This is a genomic window from Deinococcus sp. QL22 (assembly GCF_023370075.1).
Taxonomy (GTDB): Bacteria; Deinococcota; Deinococci; order Deinococcales; family Deinococcaceae; genus Deinococcus.
Window position 1 is genome coordinate 467,599 of the sequence record NZ_CP097149.1, and the last position, 18,841, is coordinate 486,439.

General features: G+C 61.3%; 17 protein-coding genes. All 17 read right to left on the minus strand.

Features of this window, described 5'->3' with window-relative positions:
* Positions 1-45: 45 nt before the first annotated feature.
* Positions 46-1,539 (minus strand): hypothetical protein, encoded by a 1,494-nt coding sequence (locus M1R55_RS02200; RefSeq protein WP_249393121.1) that lies wholly within the window; start codon positions 1,537-1,539, stop codon positions 46-48.
* Positions 1,540-1,650: 111 nt separating this feature from the next.
* Positions 1,651-1,914 carry a hypothetical protein gene (locus tag M1R55_RS02205; protein ID WP_249393122.1) on the minus strand — a complete coding sequence of 88 codons (264 nt, stop codon included), beginning with the start codon at positions 1,912-1,914 and terminating at the stop codon, positions 1,651-1,653.
* Complete coding sequence (locus tag M1R55_RS02210; protein WP_249393123.1) at positions 1,911-2,702, minus strand: hypothetical protein; 792 nt, start codon at positions 2,700-2,702, stop codon at positions 1,911-1,913. The genes M1R55_RS02205 and M1R55_RS02210 overlap by 4 nt, the downstream gene beginning before the upstream one ends.
* Positions 2,703-2,712: 10 nt before the next feature.
* Positions 2,713-4,425 (minus strand): hypothetical protein, encoded by a 1,713-nt coding sequence (locus M1R55_RS02215; RefSeq protein ID WP_249393124.1) that lies wholly within the window; start codon positions 4,423-4,425, stop codon positions 2,713-2,715.
* A complete protein-coding gene (locus M1R55_RS02220) occupies positions 4,426-12,312 on the minus strand; it encodes a phage tail tape measure protein (RefSeq protein ID WP_249393125.1) in 7,887 nt (2,628 codons plus the stop codon).
* 77 nt (positions 12,313-12,389) lie between these two features.
* Positions 12,390-12,809 carry a hypothetical protein gene (locus M1R55_RS02225; protein ID WP_249393126.1) on the minus strand — a complete coding sequence of 140 codons (420 nt, stop codon included), beginning with the start codon at positions 12,807-12,809 and terminating at the stop codon, positions 12,390-12,392.
* A 5-nt stretch (positions 12,810-12,814) separates the two neighbouring features.
* Positions 12,815-13,039: a hypothetical protein gene (locus M1R55_RS02230; protein WP_249393127.1), complete on the minus strand. Its 225-nt coding sequence runs from the start codon at positions 13,037-13,039 to the stop codon at positions 12,815-12,817.
* 122 nt (positions 13,040-13,161) lie between these two features.
* Positions 13,162-13,557 (minus strand): hypothetical protein, encoded by a 396-nt coding sequence (locus M1R55_RS02235; protein ID WP_249393128.1) that lies wholly within the window; start codon positions 13,555-13,557, stop codon positions 13,162-13,164.
* Positions 13,557-13,847: a hypothetical protein gene (locus M1R55_RS02240; RefSeq protein WP_249393129.1), complete on the minus strand. Its 291-nt coding sequence runs from the start codon at positions 13,845-13,847 to the stop codon at positions 13,557-13,559. Before M1R55_RS02240 ends, M1R55_RS02235 begins: the two co-directional genes overlap by 1 nt.
* Positions 13,847-14,569: a hypothetical protein gene (locus tag M1R55_RS02245; protein WP_249393130.1), complete on the minus strand. Its 723-nt coding sequence runs from the start codon at positions 14,567-14,569 to the stop codon at positions 13,847-13,849. The genes M1R55_RS02240 and M1R55_RS02245 overlap by 1 nt, the downstream gene beginning before the upstream one ends.
* Before the next feature lie 11 nt (positions 14,570-14,580).
* Entirely contained in the window at positions 14,581-14,988 is a 408-nt protein-coding gene (locus M1R55_RS02250) for a hypothetical protein (RefSeq protein ID WP_249393131.1), read from the minus strand.
* 33 nt (positions 14,989-15,021) lie between these two features.
* A complete protein-coding gene (locus M1R55_RS02255) occupies positions 15,022-15,447 on the minus strand; it encodes a hypothetical protein (protein ID WP_249394103.1) in 426 nt (141 codons plus the stop codon).
* Positions 15,447-15,914, minus strand: coding sequence for a hypothetical protein (locus tag M1R55_RS02260; RefSeq protein ID WP_249393132.1), 468 nt, complete (start codon positions 15,912-15,914; stop codon positions 15,447-15,449). Before M1R55_RS02260 ends, M1R55_RS02255 begins: the two co-directional genes overlap by 1 nt.
* Positions 15,911-16,285 carry a hypothetical protein gene (locus M1R55_RS02265; protein WP_249393133.1) on the minus strand — a complete coding sequence of 125 codons (375 nt, stop codon included), beginning with the start codon at positions 16,283-16,285 and terminating at the stop codon, positions 15,911-15,913. Before M1R55_RS02265 ends, M1R55_RS02260 begins: the two co-directional genes overlap by 4 nt.
* A gap of 24 nt (positions 16,286-16,309) precedes the next feature.
* A complete protein-coding gene (locus M1R55_RS02270) occupies positions 16,310-17,425 on the minus strand; it encodes a hypothetical protein (protein ID WP_249393134.1) in 1,116 nt (371 codons plus the stop codon).
* A gap of 48 nt (positions 17,426-17,473) precedes the next feature.
* Positions 17,474-17,860 carry a hypothetical protein gene (locus M1R55_RS02275; RefSeq protein WP_249393135.1) on the minus strand — a complete coding sequence of 129 codons (387 nt, stop codon included), beginning with the start codon at positions 17,858-17,860 and terminating at the stop codon, positions 17,474-17,476.
* 36 nt (positions 17,861-17,896) lie between these two features.
* A complete protein-coding gene (locus M1R55_RS02280; RefSeq protein ID WP_249393136.1) occupies positions 17,897-18,766 on the minus strand; it encodes a hypothetical protein in 870 nt (289 codons plus the stop codon).
* Positions 18,767-18,841 lie beyond the last annotated feature (75 nt).

The following is an 18,841-nucleotide window of genomic DNA, read 5'->3' on the forward strand; positions in this document are numbered from 1 at the left end:
CGGACTTTAGCCCCAGCCCCCACCAGACGCCCCAAGACAGACCGTTTATAAGCGTGCCTCACGCCATGAATGCACCTCTACGCGGGCGGGGTAGCCGTGCCGGGAGCCGCTGGGGGGCAGCGTCAGCAGGGCGACCCGCAGAGAGGCCGGGGGCAGGGTGGCGTTCTGTCCGGACAGATGGTAGGGACGGTACTCGCCATCTGTCTCCACCGTGAGGGGTTGCACCTCCCCGACGCCGAGGGCCACCCCCGTTGTGGCGTTGTAAAACTGAACTGTGAGGTTAATGTCGTCCTGTAAGGGAATCAGGGCGCGGCACTCTGCGCGGTAGCGCACGCCGTAGCGCAGCACGCCCCCGAACACGTCCGATCCGGTAGGCCGCCGATACGTCAGCACGACGCCCTCCACCATGCGTTTCAGATCATGGTGGAGGAGGTCGTCCGCGAGCAGGGCCAGCGAGAAGCCAAACTGTGCGCCCCAGCCAGCCCGCTCGGAGTCGGGATCGGGGTGAAGCGTAAACTCGATGGCCGCGATCTGCTCGGCGGTGCTGGGGCCGAGCGCGTTGGGAATGACGGCGAGCGCGTCGCCCCCCAGCACGCCCCCGGCGAAGGAATGGACAGGCAGGGCGGGGGCCGTCAAGGTCAGGGACACTTCAGGCAGCGTGGCCGGGAGCGTGCCGCCCTGCGGGTTTGCGGGAACTGTTACCCCGCCATCGACGGGGGCCGCGCTGAGCACGTCCACCACAGCCAATCCCGCGTTCCGGAACAGGGCGGGATAGGTGTTGGCGTCCACGCCCCCGACCACACTCTCCGGCGCGATCCGGGCAAAGACCTCTAGGGCTGTGATTCGCAGTGAGTACGCCCCCGCACTCAGCGCCGCGTTGACCGCGTGCGCCGTTTTGTGCGTCTGGGGCATGAAGGAATTGACGCCATAGTCCGTTTGCCGCGTGACCGGGGACGCGGAGGGGATGACGTCCGCCCACGTCTGAAGCACCGCCCCGGCCCCGCTCAGCAGTTCCACGGTGTAGCGGGTCGGGCTGGGGGGGAATAGCCCGATGCCGAAGAACCCTCGGTCTGCCGCGTACCACGTCAGGGACAGGGTTCCTGCCGCGCCGGGGATGCCCAGCGTGAGAGGGAACGTGACCACGCCCCCCGTCAGCATCTTGACGGGGCCGCTCTGGGGGTACGGGCCGGACGTTCCCGCGATTTCAGCGGGGAACACGGGGAACGTCTGCCCGACTGTCACAGTCAGCGGGCCAGCGGGGACAGCCTGCCCGAGAGAGGCAAAGCTTGATACCTTCAGCGTGCTAGGCGTCACCACAGCGTCAAGGCTATTCGCCGCGTAAAAGAGGCCAGCCACAGCAGCGCCGTTGCCCGTGAACTGGGCAAGGTGGCTGGCGACAGCCTCCTCTATGGCGTCGAACAGATCAACGTCTATGTCAGCATTGAACGCACGCGGGCCAGCCGCTAGCAGCTGCTCTAAGAGTTGCGCCGTGATCCGCTTGTCAAACGGTGCGCCGGGTGCAGGCCGCGTGAAGGTCACGACAGGCTCACTTGAGAGGTGAACTCGCCAATCGAAGTCGTCAGGGGGTCAGGGAGTAGGGTCATCGGGCCTCCGGAGAAGGGGTCGGCGTCTTGGCACGGTGCGGGAGGGTCAGGAGGTGACAAGCAGTTGATACCAGGCGTCGCCGTCCAGCCCGGGCAGGATCTCCACCCGATCCACGTTCGACATCAGCAGCCAGCGCACCCCAGCCGGAATGGTCAGGGGTGCCCGCGTCTCATTGCCGAGCGTGAGCCGGATCCGGAAGTCGGCCTCCCCGGGGTTGGCTATGCTGCTACCCCGCTTAGCTGGGGTGCCCAGATCAGACAGGAAATTGATGACGGTCGGCACCGCCACCACGGCTTCGTAAGCTTTCACTGCACCACCACCTGGTAGACGTAGGCCGCGTCATCCAACGGCTGCAGCTCCACGCCGGTAATCCGGAACGTGATGTCCAGCGACGTGCGCGGCTGCACGGTGACCGGCTGAGAACGCACGCCGTCCTCAATCAGTACGGCCGCAAAGTCGGTATCGCCCAAGTTCGCGACAGAACCGTGATGAACCGCCCGCTTGGGATCCAACACCAGGAAGTCCAGCAGCGTGACGGCACTGGAGGTGCCCTCGTACGGGTAGGGCAGCTGGCTGGCTGCCCAGCCGCCGTCTGGGAACGGTTGGCCACCGGAGCCCGTGCCCACTTCAACAGGATGTGGGGTGGGAAACAGATCATCCGGATTCAGGCGCCATAGGGCATCCACCAACAGCACAGTGGCCGTAATCAGCCGAGTGTTGCCTTCCCCGAATGCTTCTGAACAACTCAGCAGAGCGCTAATCGAGACGCTGCGTGCGCCCTCGCTGTAGGTCTCTGCCGTGGTGAGGATCTCCCGCCAACGCAAGGCCAGCTGGCGGACAGCCAGGGCGGTGGGGGCTTCCAGATACAAGCGCAAGGTCAGGAGGGCGGGCTTAGGCAAGCGGCTGCCACTGGCCCACGTGCGGCCCCGTGCGGTCTGCCGAGGCGTGACGTTGTAGGTCAGGTCAATCGGATCACGGTCGACCTCTACCCCCTCCATCCACGGCACATACAGCTGCGCCCCAATCCCAAAGGTTTGGGGCAGGGAGGGAGCGATGTCCAGCGGCAAAGGGGGTAAGGGGCTGAGGGTCAGATTCATTGATGTCTCCTCATCCGCTACTTCTCACGGCGTCCAGGCTGGCCGCGCTGTCACGCTCTGTGATGCTGGCGGCGAAACTCAGTTTCTCGGCGTCATCCCGCTGCCCACAGCGCACCCGCGTGAACAGCTCGCCGTCGTCATCGGTGTCGTAGACCAGCAGTTCAATCGGCTTTTGCACGCGGCTCAGTTCCACTCCAGTGACGGGATGGCGCAGGATGATCAGCGCCTGCTCGGCAGGATTGACTTCCCAGCCAGGCACGCGGCATTCGACCGGATCGAGGGTGGGAACACGGGCCAAGGGGGAAGCCGTGGCCAGCGCCAACTCTGGGTTGACCTCCAACGGCGCGAAGGCATTCACCCGGACGGGCTGACTGTCTTGATCCGGCTTGAGAACCACATGGATCATGCCCGGCCCCTGTCCCCAGTAGGCAGCGATTTGATCCAGCACCTGACTGGGAAACAGATAGAGGTTGGGCGCACCGGGTGCCGGGTCAAGAAAGCCGAAGCGCCCGAAAGAAATGCGCTCGTTGTTGACGTAGCAGCGCACGGCATCGATTCTGGCCCCGCTGACTGTCAGTTCCACGCCCACTGGTGGAGGGCCAGCTGGCAGGGTGAGTGTCAGCACGTAGTCCAAAAACGACCCGATGGTCGATGGGGGCAGCAAGAGGATCTGGCTGTCCCCATCGCCGTCTGTCAAGGCGACCAGATCGCCTTGGACATTGGCCGGGCCAACAAAGTCATCGCTGTTCAAAAAGTGGCGCACCTCAGCCTGAACAAGCGTTGGATTGATCCGACGAAACACATTCAGGTTGACGGGCAACGGCAAGGAGCGCCAGGCCTGTCCAAAGGTTCGCGGCGCGACGGCCACCGGATACATCAGCCCAACGGTCAGCGTGCTGCTGAGATTGATGTACTCAGTCGCATTGACCACGAAGGTGAGGCGGGCCGAAAGTGTTTTCGTCCAGATCAGGCGCACGTCGGTGACCAAGGTGGTGGAGTCCAGATCCATCCCATCCACCTCAACTCCCGGCACCCCCTCATCGATGGTCAAGACTCCGGTGGGATAGCCAAACACGGGACGCAGATCGGCATTCACGCCCCAGTCAGGATTGATGGTGTCGTTACTGGTAGAGCCATCTTCGTTTAGGAACGCCCGCGTGCGCTCGCTGCGCCCCTTCAGGCGCTGCTCGATCAGGCGGGCCACCTGCCAATAGTTGCCGTGGATGGCCGCGCTGGTCTTGTTCAGGTCTGGAATGCTCTCCAACGTGGGGGGTTGGAGGCTGGCTCCCACTTGTCCGGAGACGATCAGGTCAGTAAACAACTGCCGAACCTGTGCGCCGAGGTCAGCCTCGACCAGCAGGGTACGAACTTCAACTTCGTTCAGGCGTTTGGTCTTGAAGCCTTGCAGTTTGTAGCGGCCGATCTCACTGCGCAGAGAACCATTGATGACAGCCGTGCCTGCGTAACGATTGAGCCAAGAACCAGAGCCGCTGACAGGCCGGTATTGCACCTGCACCGTGTCACGCGGGCCGATGCCGAGGGTCGTGGGGTCGCCTTCAAAGACGGCCTCTCGGCAATCTCCCAGCGGCCCTACTTCCATCGCACGGGGGCCACCGTCCAGATACAGCGGCGTTCCACCCGAAGGGGGTGGATTGAGGGTGAGGACGTGCTTTTCAGTGCCGTCCGGGGAAAGAACCCGGAGGCGGTATTCAGGATTGCTCATTTAGCCTCCGGAGAGTGCGCCGGTGGAGCTGCTATAGCTGCCACTGGGGCCGTTGACGTTGATGGTGACGCCCCGCTTGAAGATGGTGTCGAGATTGGACACTGTGGCTTGGAACATGGTTCCGGCGTCTTTAATGCCGCGTACCCCTTCCAGCAGCGGTGTGGCGAGGGCGAACTGCAAGGGTTCAGGCAGGCTGGCCAGCGATCCGGCCCCACTCACCCCGCCCGTGTTCAGGTCATCAGTGCTAATGCCGAGGTTGCCGCGCAGACGATCCAAACTGGGATTGATGCGCTGACCGAAGTCCATCGCAAACCGTTCGCCCACCTTGACCCGGTCAGTGAAGGTGTCCACTGCCGCTGCATCGTCCGAAGTGTCTTCAGTCTCTGCCGCGTCAGTCAGGGCCTTGATACCCGGCGCGAGGATGTCTTGCAGGGCTTTATTGAAGACGGCTTCGATCACCCCGTCCACCACGCCCTCAAAGGCTGATTTCCGGAAGGTGTTGGAAAACTCGTCCCAGTTGCCAGTGGTCAGGGCTGTTTTCAAACCGTTCTTGATCCCGTTGACCAGGCCACCTTCAATGCTCTGAGCAATCTTCAAGCCCAGTTCGTTGATTTCCTGCTTGACCTCTGGCCCGCCACCGAAGGTATCGGCCAGCCAGCCCCGCGAGCGTACGAAGGTCTTTGAGTAGTTGTCACCGTTGATCAACGTGAATCCCTTGTTGAAATCCTCCTGAATGCGTTTCGCTTCTGCCTTGGCTTTCTGGAAGCCGGAGAGGGCTTCGGCGATCCCCGAAACGATCTTGGTAATCGCGCCCACCCAAGCACCGATGTCGGCTGGATTGGCAACGATCCGGGCGATGTCCCCAGCCAGGGCCACAACCTTCCCGGCGAGGTTTTCAGCCCCGCGCAAGTTGGCTCCGATGTCTGCCATCTGCTCGTCACCTTCGCCGAGTGTTTCGAACAGTTGCGCGAAGCCCCCGGCCAGCTCTTGGACGTATCCAGCGTAACGCTGAACCTCCATCAGTTTCCCTACTGATCCAGCGGCTTCACGCGCATTGGCAGCCAGCTCGCGGAACTGTCCCGCGAGATCGGCCTTCCCTGCACGTTCAGCGGCAGCGGCATACCGTTCAGCGTCGGTGGCAAGGTCTAACAGGCTTCGAGCCGCTTCCTCTCGGCCAATGCTGCCCTCGTCACGCTGCTTCTCGGTCGTGATGCCCCGCCCCGCCAGGTCGAGCATGTTGTCCCGGTCAGGGTTGGGCGGGTCGATAAGTTCCAACGGTTCTTCGTCCTGAAGCTGCTTGACCAGGCGCAACAGGTATTCCAGCTCTACGCTGGTCAACTCACCCGCTAGTCGTGCCGCGTTCAGGCTGTCGGTCAGGGCGGCAGCCTGAGTGGGATCTTTCAGCGCATCCTTCAGGTCAAACACGCTTTGGGTCAGGTCAAGGAACCGGTTAGTGGGGCCGTCTGGAAGGGTTTTGGAAGCCCGCTCCCAGCCGTCCACCACAGCATCTCCCGTAATTTCCTGCAAGGTCTTGATGTACCCGTCTGCACTGGTGACGCCCGCTTCCAGGCCCGTGCGAACCGCTTCCGGCAACAAGCGGCCCAGCCCAGAAGCGAGAAACTCGCCCATCTGATCCATGATCCCCTGCAACTGGGCGGGATCCGTCTCGTTCCGCAGGGCTTCCAGGAGCGTTCCGGCCTGCGTGAGCGCCCGCCCTTCCGCCTCGTTCTTCGGCGTGAAGCCCGCGCCCTGCACGTCGAAGTCAGCGCTTTGGGCGAACTGTTGCTGGAGGTCGGCCCGCAGCTCCAACAGGCGACCCCGCATCTTGACGTCTGTCTCGGACGCCAGTTGGTCGGTCACGGCGGCGATCTGCCCGGACAGGCTGCCCGTCAGTCCCGCCAGGAAGGTATCGAACTCCGTATCGGCGTTCAGTGCGTTCTGGAGGGCGAGAATTTTCTGCGTCACGGCATCAATGGAGTCTCCGACTTCCTGCCCGTCTTCGGCCCGGAGGAACAGGGCGTCGAGGCTGTCGTACAGGACAGCTAGGCCCATTTGCGTGTCACCCAGGCCGTCATACGCATCGGCCAGCGCGATACTTTCCGTCGCCAGATCGCCCGCCGCCGCCGTAAAAGCCGCCATGTCATCGGCACGGTTGGCAACAATCGCCTCCACTTCTTTCAGCACGTCGCGGGAGAGGATGCCCGCTTCAGCCAACTCTTCCAGCGTCTGCATGTAGGCTGCCGTCGCATCTGCTGCTTTGGGTAAGTTCTCTAGCACGTCTTGCAGTGACACGGTGTAGCGCCCCTGGACGCCGCGCACCCGGTCGTGACTGTCGGTGAGCTGGTCAAAGGCCCCGGAGGAGACGCCTGCCGCGAAGGCCTGCTGCTCCAGCGCGGTTGCGTTCTTGAGGGCTGCTTGCACGTAGACGTTGGTCGAGAGCCCCGCCTTGTCAATTGCCTGCCGCATGACGTTCAGGTCTTCGGCGTAGGCCGTCAAGTCCGCGAGCGTCACGTTCTTGCTGTCTACTTTTTCGCGCAACCCTTGGGCGAGCTGCGAGATGTTGTCGCGGGCATCCTTAGCACTAGCCGCAATCGCCTCGCGGGCAGCTGCTACAGCGTCATTCGCGGCAAAACGGGCCTGCTGTTCGGCCACCGCAAAGGCCCCAAAAGCAACTTGCCTCGCGGCCCCTTCATTCGCAGTCCCACGTGCGGCATCGAGTGCAGCGTCCCGCACCTTCGTCGCAATGCGAACTTCCCGCTCGTACTGCAACTGTCCGTAATGCTTGGTCAGGGCAAGTTGCTTCTGAAGGTTGCCCTCAAACCGCTTGATGTGCTGCTCGCCCTGGACGGTCAGGCGGGCATCGCTCTGCCGGGCGGCTTCAATATTCAGAGCCGCCAGTTCCACGTCAAAGATCTTCTGCTCGGCCAACACGGCTTCGTTAGCTTTGCGTACCGCCTCAGCGCGGGTGGTCTTCAGGCCCTCCAAGCCAGTGTCGTATTGCGTTGTGGCAAGATCGCGCAGCGCCTTCTGATTCGGCTTGCCTTCGGCGTCCCGGAAGGCGCGGGTTTTGGTGGCGATCAGAATCTTGACCTGATCGTCGTATTCCTGCTGTGAGTATTTGCGGGTGAGCTCCAGTTGCTTCTGAAGATCGCCCTCGTGGGCGCGAATGTCGGCATCGTTGCGGGCTTTCAGGCGGGCAGCGGTGGCCGTCGCCTGCTGGATTTTCAGTTCAGAGAGTTCCTTTGCAAAGCGAGCCTCTTCCTCGATACGGGTCCGGCCTGCGGCACTGGCCGTCTCGCTGCTTTCCCTCTGGGCCTGTGCGCGATCATCAGCGGCCTCTTTGTAAGCTTTTTTGACGGCCAGGCGCCGGGTTTTCTCGATGGCCTCAAGGTCAGCCCCTTCCACTAGACCTGCTAACCTCGCCGTTTCGCCTGCCTGCTTGACAAGCTGATCCCGGCGCAAATTGGCAAGTTGATTTTCAGCCCGGATGATGGCGGGACCAGAGGCCGCAATAATCTGGGCCTTTTTAGCGGCGTTGTCTTTCGCCGCCGCCAGATCTTGAGCCTGCTGGGTTTTGAGACGGGCCAGCGCACGGCGGGCCTCAGATTCGTTGTTATCAGCCAGGGCTTTATTGAAATCCTCCTGGTTCTGGAGTCTTGCCTTATTACGAGCTTCATCACTGCGCTGGGCAGCTTCGCGCAGGTTGGCCGCTTTGCTAGACGCATCCCCAGCCAACTCCAAGAGCGCACGATATTTGGCCGTTTCTTTGTTCTTATCTCTCTCGACTTGGGCAGCTTTGCTGGCCGCTACTGCGATGCTGTCCAGACTCTTGAGGTATTGGGGCGTCTGTTCATTGAGCTTGTAGAGGCTGCCCGACACATCGAGTTGGCCTTTGAGTTTGTCAAAACCCTGACCATACTGGCTGATCACTTTGTCAGTCGCCTTGACCTGCGCCTGGACATATTCCAGTGCAGCAGCGGCACGAGGCCCAGACTCGCTAAACGCTTTGAGCACACGGTCAGCCTTGACATTGGCCGTCAGATCGCCAGACTTCTCAGTCGCTTCTACTCGCGCCAAGATGCGTTTGGCTTCCTTGAAGAGGGCCGCGTCGGATTTTGGCCCAGCAGGCGCCTCGAATACAACAGGCGCAGGTCTGACGACACCCGGCACATCTCCAACACGCACAAAGCCCTGAGGCGTCCCCAGGCTGGTCATGCGCTCGTCGGAGACCACCGCACGGCCATTTTGCTGACCCCACAGGTTGTTGCCCCGCACCATGTCCTGTCCGTTGGCGTTCTTACCCATGTAGACACCGATGTGGTCGTCATAGATCACGACGTCACCGGGTTTCAGTTTGGACATATCGCGCTGCAGCAGGGGGCTGCCTTCCAGGTTGTTGCTGATCTGCTTAGCATCGCCGCCAAAAACCTTCTCAATCTCTTTTTGGGCCTCTGGTGCAGCTTTTACCAGCATCATGCGCACCCAACGGGCACACCAACCCGCCACGGTGTCAGCCTCCATATTTCCTGTCTGGCCCTGAATCGCGTTCAAGATGCCCGCATTTAGGGTGGCGACGTCAGGCTCCAAGGCACGCTGTTGACCGGGCAGCAAGGCCCCCTGCCCAGCCAGATCAGCCTGAGGCATCCCAGCCCGGAACTTGTTGAATACAGAGGCTGAGTAGGCCTGAGTGCTGGGGCCATTCGTTGTCCCAGTCCCGTACCAGCGGGCAGCAGCGGCCTTCACGGCCTTCTCGACATTGCCTCCATTGCGGCGCAATTCTTCGGTGAGATATTCGTTCAGCTTGTACTGACCGATCTTCTCTTGCAGCTCTGGGCTGTCCAGGATTTCGCGCAGGGTGTAGTCCTTACCAGTGGCCTTGAAATCCCAGCCAAAGCCGGTCTGACCCTTGGTATCCATGTTGGCCCGGGCATATGCACCCCGCTGAGCTTGAGGCAGGTTGTAGGACTCTGGGCTGATCAGGTTGAACGGCATGACCTGGTACTTGCCCACCGCGCCCTGACCCTTGTTCGCCCAATCAGTGTTGAAGGCTGAATAACCACCTGACGATTTGCTTTCCTGCTCGTAGATGGCCTTGAAGAACGCCTGTGCGATCTGGGTACCGGTCTGACCCTGCAGGGCTAGTGGCGAGGAAGCTGCCAAGGGTTTACCTGCTTTCTCTATAGCTGCAGCGGCTTTTTCGATGGCTTTGACCAACATGGCTTGGAATTTAGGCAAGTCGGCTTCAATCCGCCGCCACTGTGCGCCCCGATCTTCCCCGTTGGTGGTGGCCGTTAGCACACCCAATTCGACCAGGGCGTCCCGAGTCTGAGTCACCGTCGTTTTGTTGTTCTTGGCATCCACGTAGGGCTGAGCCCACTTACCGGTCAGGATACCGCCGAGGGTTTTGGTGCCTTCGCCGATTCCACCGAAGAACTTGATGATGGCCGTAGTCGTGTCGTCTTTTGCCGTGATTTGCAGGGTGGCGTGAATATCGTTCGGCGATTTCACAGCACTCAGTTCCTGGTTGATCTTCACGATCTTCCCGAGGAAATCAGTGGCCCATTCGAGCATCTTGTTCGCACCAGGCAAGAACCCCGTACCAACCATGATTTTGAAGTTTTCGAGGGTAGCGTTGAAAATCTGTTGCTGACCCCGGAACCCTTCCATTTTCTTCGCGGCTGCCTCTTCTGCGGCGCCCATTTTGCTGAGCTGCTCAGTACGAGCCGCCAGACCTTTGGAACCCTGTTCCATCAGGGCGAAGAAGACACGTGCACCATCTGAGCCGAAAATCATTTCTGCGGTCGTCGCCTGCATCTCGGGCGTCATATCGCCGAACGATTCCCGCAGATTGTCAGCAATCGCACCCAGGCTCTTAAAGTTGCCCTGGGCATCGAAAGCATTAAACCCGAGGCGCTTCATTTCCGCTGCTGCTGCTTTGGAGTTCGGGGTCAGGGCCATCAGGAAGTTCTTGACCGAGGTACCAGCGTCGGAAGCACTGAGAGCTTTATCGGTCAGGAAACTAATCACGCCAGTGAAATTGGTAAAGTCCACGCCACTGGCTTTGGCCTGTGCCCCACCCGCCGCAATGGAATCTTTGAAGTTGTCGATCTTGATGGAGGTGCCGTTCACACCGACAGTCACGATGTCGACAATTTCTCCGAGGTCTTCAGCCTCCAGTCCGAACGCTTTCACGCTAGCTGCCGCAATGCCGCCAGCGGTTGCCACATCCGTGCCGACTGCTTTAGCGAGAAGTAGGCTGTCTTCCAGGGCACCATCCAGGATCTGGGCTGTGTTCAGGCCCTGGCTGCCCAGTTCCTCAATCCCTGCCGCCGCTTCCGTACCGCCCACACCCAACTTGGAGAGCCGGTCACTGCGGGCAATGGCGTCCAGTTGCACGAGTTGTGCGCCGGTAGCTTCGGTGGTGGCTGCGGCCTTGCTCATCGCCTGCTCGTAGTTCGCAGCAGTGTTCATGGAGACCACAAAAGCCGCTGTGACAGCAGTGATCCCGGCTGCTACAGCCGTAAACGCCATAGCGGTTTTGGCCTCGTTAATGGCCGATTCCCGCGCCGCCTCGTCGCCTTCCTGACGAGCCGCTGTAAACGACTGAATCTGCTCAGCCGCACCCTCAACTGCACCTCCAAGGGCTTCGGTCGCAACTTCAGTTGTGGCGCCAGCCGTTGCCGCTTCGAGACTGGCAGAAGCGTTGAGTTGCAGCTGCTTGTTCATTCCGGCAAGGGCGTCTGTCGTGTTGGAAATCTTGCCCGCTTCCAGAGCACCACCCACAGCTGCGGGCAGCAGCAAGCCACCGACACCGCCGGTGCGTCCACCAACAGAGGTAGCGGCACCAACTTGAGTGCTGACCCCATTGCGGGCCGCGTCACTCATGCCTGAGGCCGCACGCTTGACCTCGTCATAGCGGGAACGGATCCCGGCCACGAAGCCATCACCCACCATGCGCCCCAAGTACTCCATGACCCGGGAAGGCGAGTGAATGTCCAGATTCTTGCGAATGGCGTCAGCGATGGCGTCGGCACTGTTCCCAGCCACCTGCTTGACCTGCGCCTGGTTGTTCTTCATGCCCGCAATCAGGCCTTGCATGGTGTCTTCGCCGAGTTCTGCCGCCGTGTTCTGGGCCGCAGCACGCTTAGCAGCGATGAGCTGGACGAAGCCGCCCAGCAAATCACCCGCCACGCCGAACTGAGACAGCACACCCGCAATCCCCTGCTCGATGCCCGCGCCGAACCCACCAGGGGTATTGATCCCCTGAGATTGATCCATAGTCCGCTGTGCTTGCGCCGCAACTTGGGTGAGTCGTCGATAGGCGTCGCTCTGTTTATCCACCGTCAGCGCCATCTCCAGCGCTTGCTGTCGCAATCTCCCCTGCTGCTGAAACACCTGCTCATTGGAGAGGACACGGGTCTGCCAGAGGTTGCGCATGGCCCGCACTTCAGCGTCCAGCGCGTTGATGCTGCCCTGAGACCGCTCTTTCTCAGCACGCCGGGCTTCACTGGCCAGTCGCAGGTTCAGGCTGACCTGTGCACCCTGCTCGCGCAGTTTGGCGGTATTCGCAGCAGTCGCAGCGGCCTGCTGTTTAATCTCAGCAGTCTGCACCTGCAGGCTTTTGGTGGTGGCCGCGTATTGAGTGCCCAGGAGGCGGGCAGCCTGAGTACGAGCAGCAGCATCCTGCTTGCTTAGCGCACTCAGCGCTGTGACATCAGCCTTCACCTGGTCGATGGCTTCTAGGGCGGGTTTGGCGTCCATATCCAACTTCAGGCCTGTTTCGCGGTTCACCTGTTGCTGGAGCTTGCGCAAGTCGCCCATTACGCCGGAAGGATCAAGCGCGGTACCAATGGTCAGATCACCGACGGGGGCAGAGGGGGCAGTCATAGGGGGTCACCTCCCGGCGTCCGGGTACGAAAAAGCCGCCCGGGAAGGGGCGGCAGTGATTAAAGAGGAACGGACGGTCAGCGTTGAGACAGGAAGAATCCACCCACCAGCAGCACCAACCCGATGACAATTAAAAGAAAACGGGTGAGTTTATCTTGCTCTCGACTCTCGTTATCAACTTTGCCCTTAGGCTCAAAGAGTCGGTCATACACACTGTTGTAGTTGATGAAGCTCGCCACCCACGCCAAAGGCCAGCCGACATACGGCGAGAAATTGAAGGCCAATAGGAGGCCAATAGCCAGCCATGCCAGTCCAACGCCCCACGAGCCCAGCCACATCAGCCCTGCGCCAGGAATCACGAGATTGAGCACGATGCCTCCCCAGTAACTTGGCGGGTTTTGAATGCGCTGTGCTGTAGTCAGGTCTTGTCGGACTTCAGCTCGGTACGCCTCTTCAGCGCGAATCCGTTCACGGGTCGCTTCATCCAGTTGGGCCATACCCGTCAGCTTAACCCGCCGCTTTTCAGGATGCCTTCCCAAATGCGGCTCAAGGGGCGGCCATCCCTCGCAGCAGGCCAACTTGACCAGACTTCGTTGGTGAGCAGACCCAGCCCAAGCGCATCGTTCAGAGCCAGGGCCACTGCGGCTGGAACGGGATAGGGCGGTGTGGCTGGACGGCCCGGTATCGCTTGGGTGTCGGTAAAGTCCGGCGCGATCAGACGAGGCAAATCCTTTGGCGCTTTGGCCCCACTGACCCCAATCGCTGCAGCCCAGAGGACACGCTGCCACTCCCGTTCCTCGCCTGCCCGAAAGGCATCCAGCGCATAGCGAACAGCGTCTAAAGGGCGATTCAGCCAGTCGCCAGCAGGACTCGCCAGGGCGAGGGCCGCGAAGGCACCCGCCCAGTCGAAGGGGGGCCGTCACCACCGCCTGAAGAGGGCGCACGGGTGGCCGTCCACCAGTCCAGGAAATGGTCTGGCCCGGTGAGATCGGCAAATTCGTCAAAAGTCAGCTCAGGCAATCGGCGTGCGATCAGGGTGTAAATCGCCTGCGCCTGGTCAACCAGCTCCAGGTGTTGCAGGTGGCCGACGATTGAAATCTCCCGCCAACTGGGAGACAGGTACGGTACCTGCAGAGCACCGAAGACATCGCAAAAGTCCGGATTGGGCACGCCGAGGGCAGCCTCCGGAGTGGAACTTCTTTGTTTGTGGTGGGCGAGTGGATCAGGCAAATTCGGCAGTTCCATCAAAGTCCTTTGCGGGCGATGGGAAGGGTGAGGGGTGTGTGCAACTGCAGCCCGGCCACCAGCTTGGGCAGCCGCGCTTTCAAGGGATTACGGCCCACGGCCCAGCCGCCAGCCGTGTGGGCCATGCGGCTGAGCGTACGCGGGCGCTTGAGAGGGGCATGCACGAGGTAAGCCTGCGCCTCGATACGGTCTGGGTAGACGGTGCACGCCAACAGTGTGACGTGCGGCAAGCGCCCCCGCTCGCCCAGCACGATCACACTGATTTGCTGGGGAACGGGGGCGCTCGTCATCAGGTACCCAGCTCAGTCCAAACAGGGTTGGCGTCGTTCAGGTTGCAGTAGAACGCCTTGCCCGAGAGGTTGGCGCTGAACTGGTGACGCATGGAGTTGCCGGTCTGCCCCTGAGGGCTGGGCGCACCGATGTTCACGGTGGCCAGGATCGCTAGGCCGTCTGGGTAGCGCCACAGGACACGCTCCCGGTTGTTGGGCGTGCCGCTGATCCCCTTTCTGTACAGGCGAGACACCACAGGATTATCCAGGCCTGCCAGCGTGCGGATGGAGGCGGTCATGTCCTTGCCGTTCACGTTCCGGATCGGGGTGGAACGCCCGTGTACGCGAATGGTTTCTTCCTGATCGGTGAAGCTAGGGGTAAGTTCCTCAGCGAGAGGGATTTCCAGCAAGACCGAGTACGTCGCGGTGGAGGCATTTGCCACAGCAGCGGGCGCCGCAACGATGTCGAAGGCCGTAGGTACAGCGGTCAATTCAGCCAATTCGGCCAACGTGATGCTGGTCGTGCCGAAGATCAAGACCGTGCCGCTGGGCAAGGTGACATTGGTGGCACCGCTCAGGCTAGCCGTCACAGCAGCAGCAGCGATGGCAGCCGTCGTGACCGTCACGTCAGGGACGATCGTGGTCGCGTCAGGCGAAATCAGGTACGCGCGAATGTTGGTCGCGTCATAGGTCAAAGGAGTGGAGTCAGCGGGCAGGGCAGTCGGAAGTTCGCCTTTAGTCATGTGATGCTCCTTTACGTCGCTTGGACGTACGTGAGGGCGAAGCGCTGGCCCGCGTAATGGGTGCGCGTCGCAGTGTCAAAACGGGTGGGCATGCTGTCAGCTGGACGAGCGCCGCCTGTGCGGAGCTTCAGCGTGGGATGACGATCCACTTGATTCGCACGGGCTTTCAGATGGGCGAGAAGCAGATCCATCTGACGCTTCCCGGCGGCGGTGGGTGGGGCGCCGTAGAGCATCACAAGCACCAGACGTTGGCGCTCCTGATGGCCGTGACCATTTCGCGGTGCGCCCTCGGTCTCGCCGCTAGTGACGGCGTAGATGGTGCCAGAGGGCGGCAAAGGGTTCGGGACCATGTGGCTGGCCACTTGGCCGGTGTCGTCACGGGCCAGATGCACGCCGAGGGAATCGAGAAGTTGATCCAAGGTCAGGGTGGGTCACCTCCAGGAATGGATTGGTTACTGCAGGGCGCCCAGAGCCGCACGAATGCGGCCGTGCAACTCTGCATCCCCCAAAGCTTTCGTCAGCCAGGGGCGAGCGCCGTACTCACTGCTACGGCTGAACGGAGAGTTAGGCGGCTCCGGATATTCCAGAGCCCACGCTTCAGGTGGCACGGGGGCCACGCTGTTGAGCGCACCTACCACGTAAGTCCAGTCCGGCAACTGCTCTTTACCCAAGCACTTGACCAGGTTTCCGGACTGGCGGGCCGGGTACTCGCCAGGGTTACTGCTGGGATTGGGCAAGCCCGGGTGCTGGATGCCGGTACCGGGCTGATTGAGCTTCTCTTTCAGGAAGGCCAGAGTGACTTCTGCAACCGCCTCAGCAGCAGGAGCGAGGTGTCGCCTCAGCCGTTCTTCCAGATCTGCCGCCAAGACAAGTTTCATCACGAGCGGCCTCCTGTGGCGCGGCCCACGAACGTCCAGGCCACGCGTTGGGTTCCTTCGTCCACCACGTCGCCGATAGGGGTCAGCAGCAGCGGTTCCGGCAGTTCTCCACCAAAGATTTCGAACAGCAGGCCGGGCTGATGCAACTCAGCAGACCAGTGCACGATGCCTTCCCAGAGCGGCACAGCGATGTCACCGCCGAGGTCGGCACGGTCTTTGGCGTCCAGCTGGTAGACGACACAGGGATACTCGCCTAAGGAAGTCCCGGCACCTGGTGTTACAGGCGTGGGGTCCGTAGGCGGCGGCGTGATCAGCTCACCGCGCTCGTCATATTCCGGAAGGTCAGGACTTGTCGGAGTACTGGTGGGCACCTGTTGACGGTAGACGCGAAGGGTTTGGCCCAAGGCTTCGTACACCTCATCGAGGTCAGGCCTGACCAGCTCTTGAAGTTCAGGCGTGCGAATCACCGGAGCACCTGCAGCGGGGTGGCAAAGACGATGCCCTGACTCTTACGGCTTTCCCGGCGCAACAGCTTGGCCCGCTCAGTGAAGATCTCCGCCAGAGTAGCGGCCAGTCCCGGACCACCAAGAGCTTTCTCGATTTCGATCTTCGCCACCTTGATGCGCTTGGTTCCCGTAGGAGCTGTGCTTGCTGTCTGCCGCTGGGCAGCCGCTAACACGTCCAGCAGGTACGCCGCCGCCAGACGGGCATCCCGGTAAGTACTCAGCGCAGCCGAGACCATTGTGGCCTGCAAATCCGCATCCTCCTCCGTCAAGAGGATGAACGCCGCCTGACCGTCCGGCCCAAGGTGGAAGGCCACCTGCTCAGCGTCCGTCATGGGTCACCTCCAAAGGTGAGACGCTCAGGCGAAGACGATGCCGGTTTCGATGACAGTGACGTCGCGGTTGCCTTCCACCACCGGCACAAAGTTCTCCACCGCACGGCCCGCGATTTCCCAATCACGAGGCTGAGCAATGTACACGTAACGATCCAGAGCCACGCCCTTGAAGGCGCCCTCAACAGTGGGCGCCACGTACAACTGCCCCACACGCGCCGCGCCGATCAGGGCGATGGTGCCGTCACTGCCGAACGACAGCTTCACGAGCTTGCCGTCTGGCCCAGGCACCTGGAACTCTTGCGTCTTCACGACAATGAATTCCACGTCCCGGTACTGCGCGTCGAAGTTCTGGCTGAGCGTGTCAAACGACCCATCTGCCTTCTTCGCGAGGCGGCTGATCGTCACGGTGTACGTGCCGTCATCGTTCTGCACCCGGCGTCCCGTTTCGATGATGCCGTTCGCCGCCTGCGCCTTGATCTTGATGAAGGTCTTCTCGCTGATGTAACGGCGCTGGACGGTGCTGAGTAGCTTTTGCTCGCCGGTTTCCAAGTCTGGCCAGAAGGTGCTGTTGGCCTGATCGTGTGCCCCAGCAGCCACCACGCGGTTCACCTTGTAATCGGCCTTGCCGATCAGCTTCTGACCCTTCACGCCGAAGATCGCTGCCTTGCCGACGTACTTGCCGGTCATGATGGCTTCAGCGCGGGCGATCTTTTCGGACAAATCAGCAGCATCGCGCAGGTTGCCCAGCAGCTTCTGAATGAAACCCTGAGCCGTCTGGGTACCGAGGGTGCTATTGGCCTGCCCGCCCAAACGCAGGAGGGTGTCCTGAATCTGGCGCATGGTGGGTTCGTCCACCGGAATCTCACCAGCGTACTTGTCGGTCTCCCCTTTCCAGCTGTCCGGAGCCACAGCGCCCACGTTTGGGAAGGGGCTGTTCATGGCGACAGGCATCAGGGGCGTCACGACCATGTTCAGACTGCTGGCTTCGAAACTGTAAGAGGCACCAGCAACACGAGGCATCAGACTCAAAAACGGGTCTTTGACGTTGCTGTTGATGTTGGCCTGAGCGAACAGGCTGGTTTTGGCGGGGTCAGCGACGGCCGCAGCGAGCAGCGCGACCAGAATCTGCAATTGGTTCATGAAGGACTCCTCTGAGATGAAGGCTCTGGCCTAAGGCGAGCGCGGGTCTTAAACGGTGAGTGCAGCGCCGCTGTCGTTCTGAGGCACGAAGTTGTTCAGCTTGGCGAGCTGGGCAGCGGTCGGCACGGTAGGCAGCTTGTCGATATGCACCACGCCACCCACGACAACCGCCATGGTGCCGCTGCTCCCCACGCCACGCCGGGTAGGGCTGTAGTCGTAACGGGTCAGACCGGTGACGCCGGTGCCGTCGTAGGGCTTCACCTCGCCTGCAAGGACGCTGACGATGGTGCCGCTGCGGGCACCAGCTGGGAATGCAGTGCTGCCAATGGCCGCGCCACCTTCCAGATAAATCAGGCTGTCGATATCGGCAATCCAGGGCGCGTCACTGAGTTGACCAGCAACGAGGTCAGCAGCATTCTGTCGTTCAAAGCTCATGGGTATTCCTCCAGAAATTGAAGTGAGATGATCCGCTCAGCTGGTCTTGCTGGCGTTGTCTGTTGGAGCTGTGGGGGTCAGGAAGTCCAGCACGCCGCCGCCCGACTGGGTGGAGTTGCCTTTTTCCTGGCCGGTATTGAGCAACCATCCAAACGCCTGTTCAGAGTTGCCAGTGTTGTTGCCTGTCGTATTGCCGGTGTCACCTGTGCGGGGAGCTAGCTCCTGCACGGTCCAACCCGCGTCGGTGATCAGCTTCTCGACCGTAGTGAAGGTGCCGTCTGTGGCTTTCACGCCCCAGGTCTCGACTTCCTTCGGGTTACCGTCCTCGCCCTTGATCGTGACCTTGCCCTTTTCCAGCGTGACGTCGCCGAGGATCTTCCCAGCCTTTTTTGGATCCAGCTTGAGTTCACTCAAGGCTGTCTCACGTTCCAGGCCGCGGAGCTGCGCTTTAGCTCCGGTCACACTGTCGGTAAACGCTTTGGCCAGTTCGCCTCGTTTGTCCTTTCCGGCCTTCCGGTAGCCGTCCAGGTCAAAGCCAGCGTCGGTAAGGATGCGGGTCGCATCCTGAGCTTCCCCGGCGGCACCCGTCACGTAATCCAGCACCTGCTGGGTGAAGTTGTCGCTGAGTTCCTTGCGTCGCTCCGCGCTGATGCCTGTGTCCGCCAAAGGGTTCAGGTCAATCCCTGCTTTCTCAGCCACCTTCCGAAAGGCACCAGCCAAAGTACGGGCCTGCTGGTTCTCGCGAATCTCACGCTGGGTATCTTCACGGGCGGTCTGGGCACTCCCATTGGCCGTGTTGAGTTCAGACTGAGCATCAGCGAGTGCCGCTTGGATAGCGGTGGTCGCAGGGCCGGTAGCATCGCCGGTGATTCCAGCAGCGGCAAGGTAAGCAGTGATTGACTTCATGGTTCATCCCTCCTGGGGTGATCTGAAAGGGCGAAGGCCCGCACAACTGGCGGGCCTGAGGCTGGACTGGGCTTA

Excerpts from the sequence above, each read along its gene's own strand:
- M1R55_RS02210 (WP_249393123.1), bottom strand. The coding sequence starts at position 2,702 with ATGAATCTGACCCTCAGCCCCTTACCCCCTTTGCCGCTGGACATCGCT.
- M1R55_RS02215 (WP_249393124.1), bottom strand. The coding sequence starts at position 4,425 with ATGAGCAATCCTGAATACCGCCTCCGGGTTCTTTCCCCGGACGGCACT.
- M1R55_RS02220 (WP_249393125.1), bottom strand. The coding sequence starts at position 12,312 with ATGACTGCCCCCTCTGCCCCCGTCGGTGATCTGACCATTGGTACCGCG.
- M1R55_RS02225 (WP_249393126.1), bottom strand. The coding sequence starts at position 12,809 with ATGGCCCAACTGGATGAAGCGACCCGTGAACGGATTCGCGCTGAAGAG.
- M1R55_RS02235 (WP_249393128.1), bottom strand. The coding sequence starts at position 13,557 with ATGGAACTGCCGAATTTGCCTGATCCACTCGCCCACCACAAACAAAGA.
- M1R55_RS02240 (WP_249393129.1), bottom strand. The coding sequence starts at position 13,847 with ATGACGAGCGCCCCCGTTCCCCAGCAAATCAGTGTGATCGTGCTGGGC.
- M1R55_RS02245 (WP_249393130.1), bottom strand. The coding sequence starts at position 14,569 with ATGACTAAAGGCGAACTTCCGACTGCCCTGCCCGCTGACTCCACTCCT.
- M1R55_RS02255 (WP_249394103.1), bottom strand. The coding sequence starts at position 15,447 with ATGAAACTTGTCTTGGCGGCAGATCTGGAAGAACGGCTGAGGCGACAC.
- M1R55_RS02265 (WP_249393133.1), bottom strand. The coding sequence starts at position 16,285 with ATGACGGACGCTGAGCAGGTGGCCTTCCACCTTGGGCCGGACGGTCAG.
- M1R55_RS02270 (WP_249393134.1), bottom strand. The coding sequence starts at position 17,425 with ATGAACCAATTGCAGATTCTGGTCGCGCTGCTCGCTGCGGCCGTCGCT.
- M1R55_RS02275 (WP_249393135.1), bottom strand. The coding sequence starts at position 17,860 with ATGAGCTTTGAACGACAGAATGCTGCTGACCTCGTTGCTGGTCAACTC.
- M1R55_RS02280 (WP_249393136.1), bottom strand. The coding sequence starts at position 18,766 with ATGAAGTCAATCACTGCTTACCTTGCCGCTGCTGGAATCACCGGCGAT.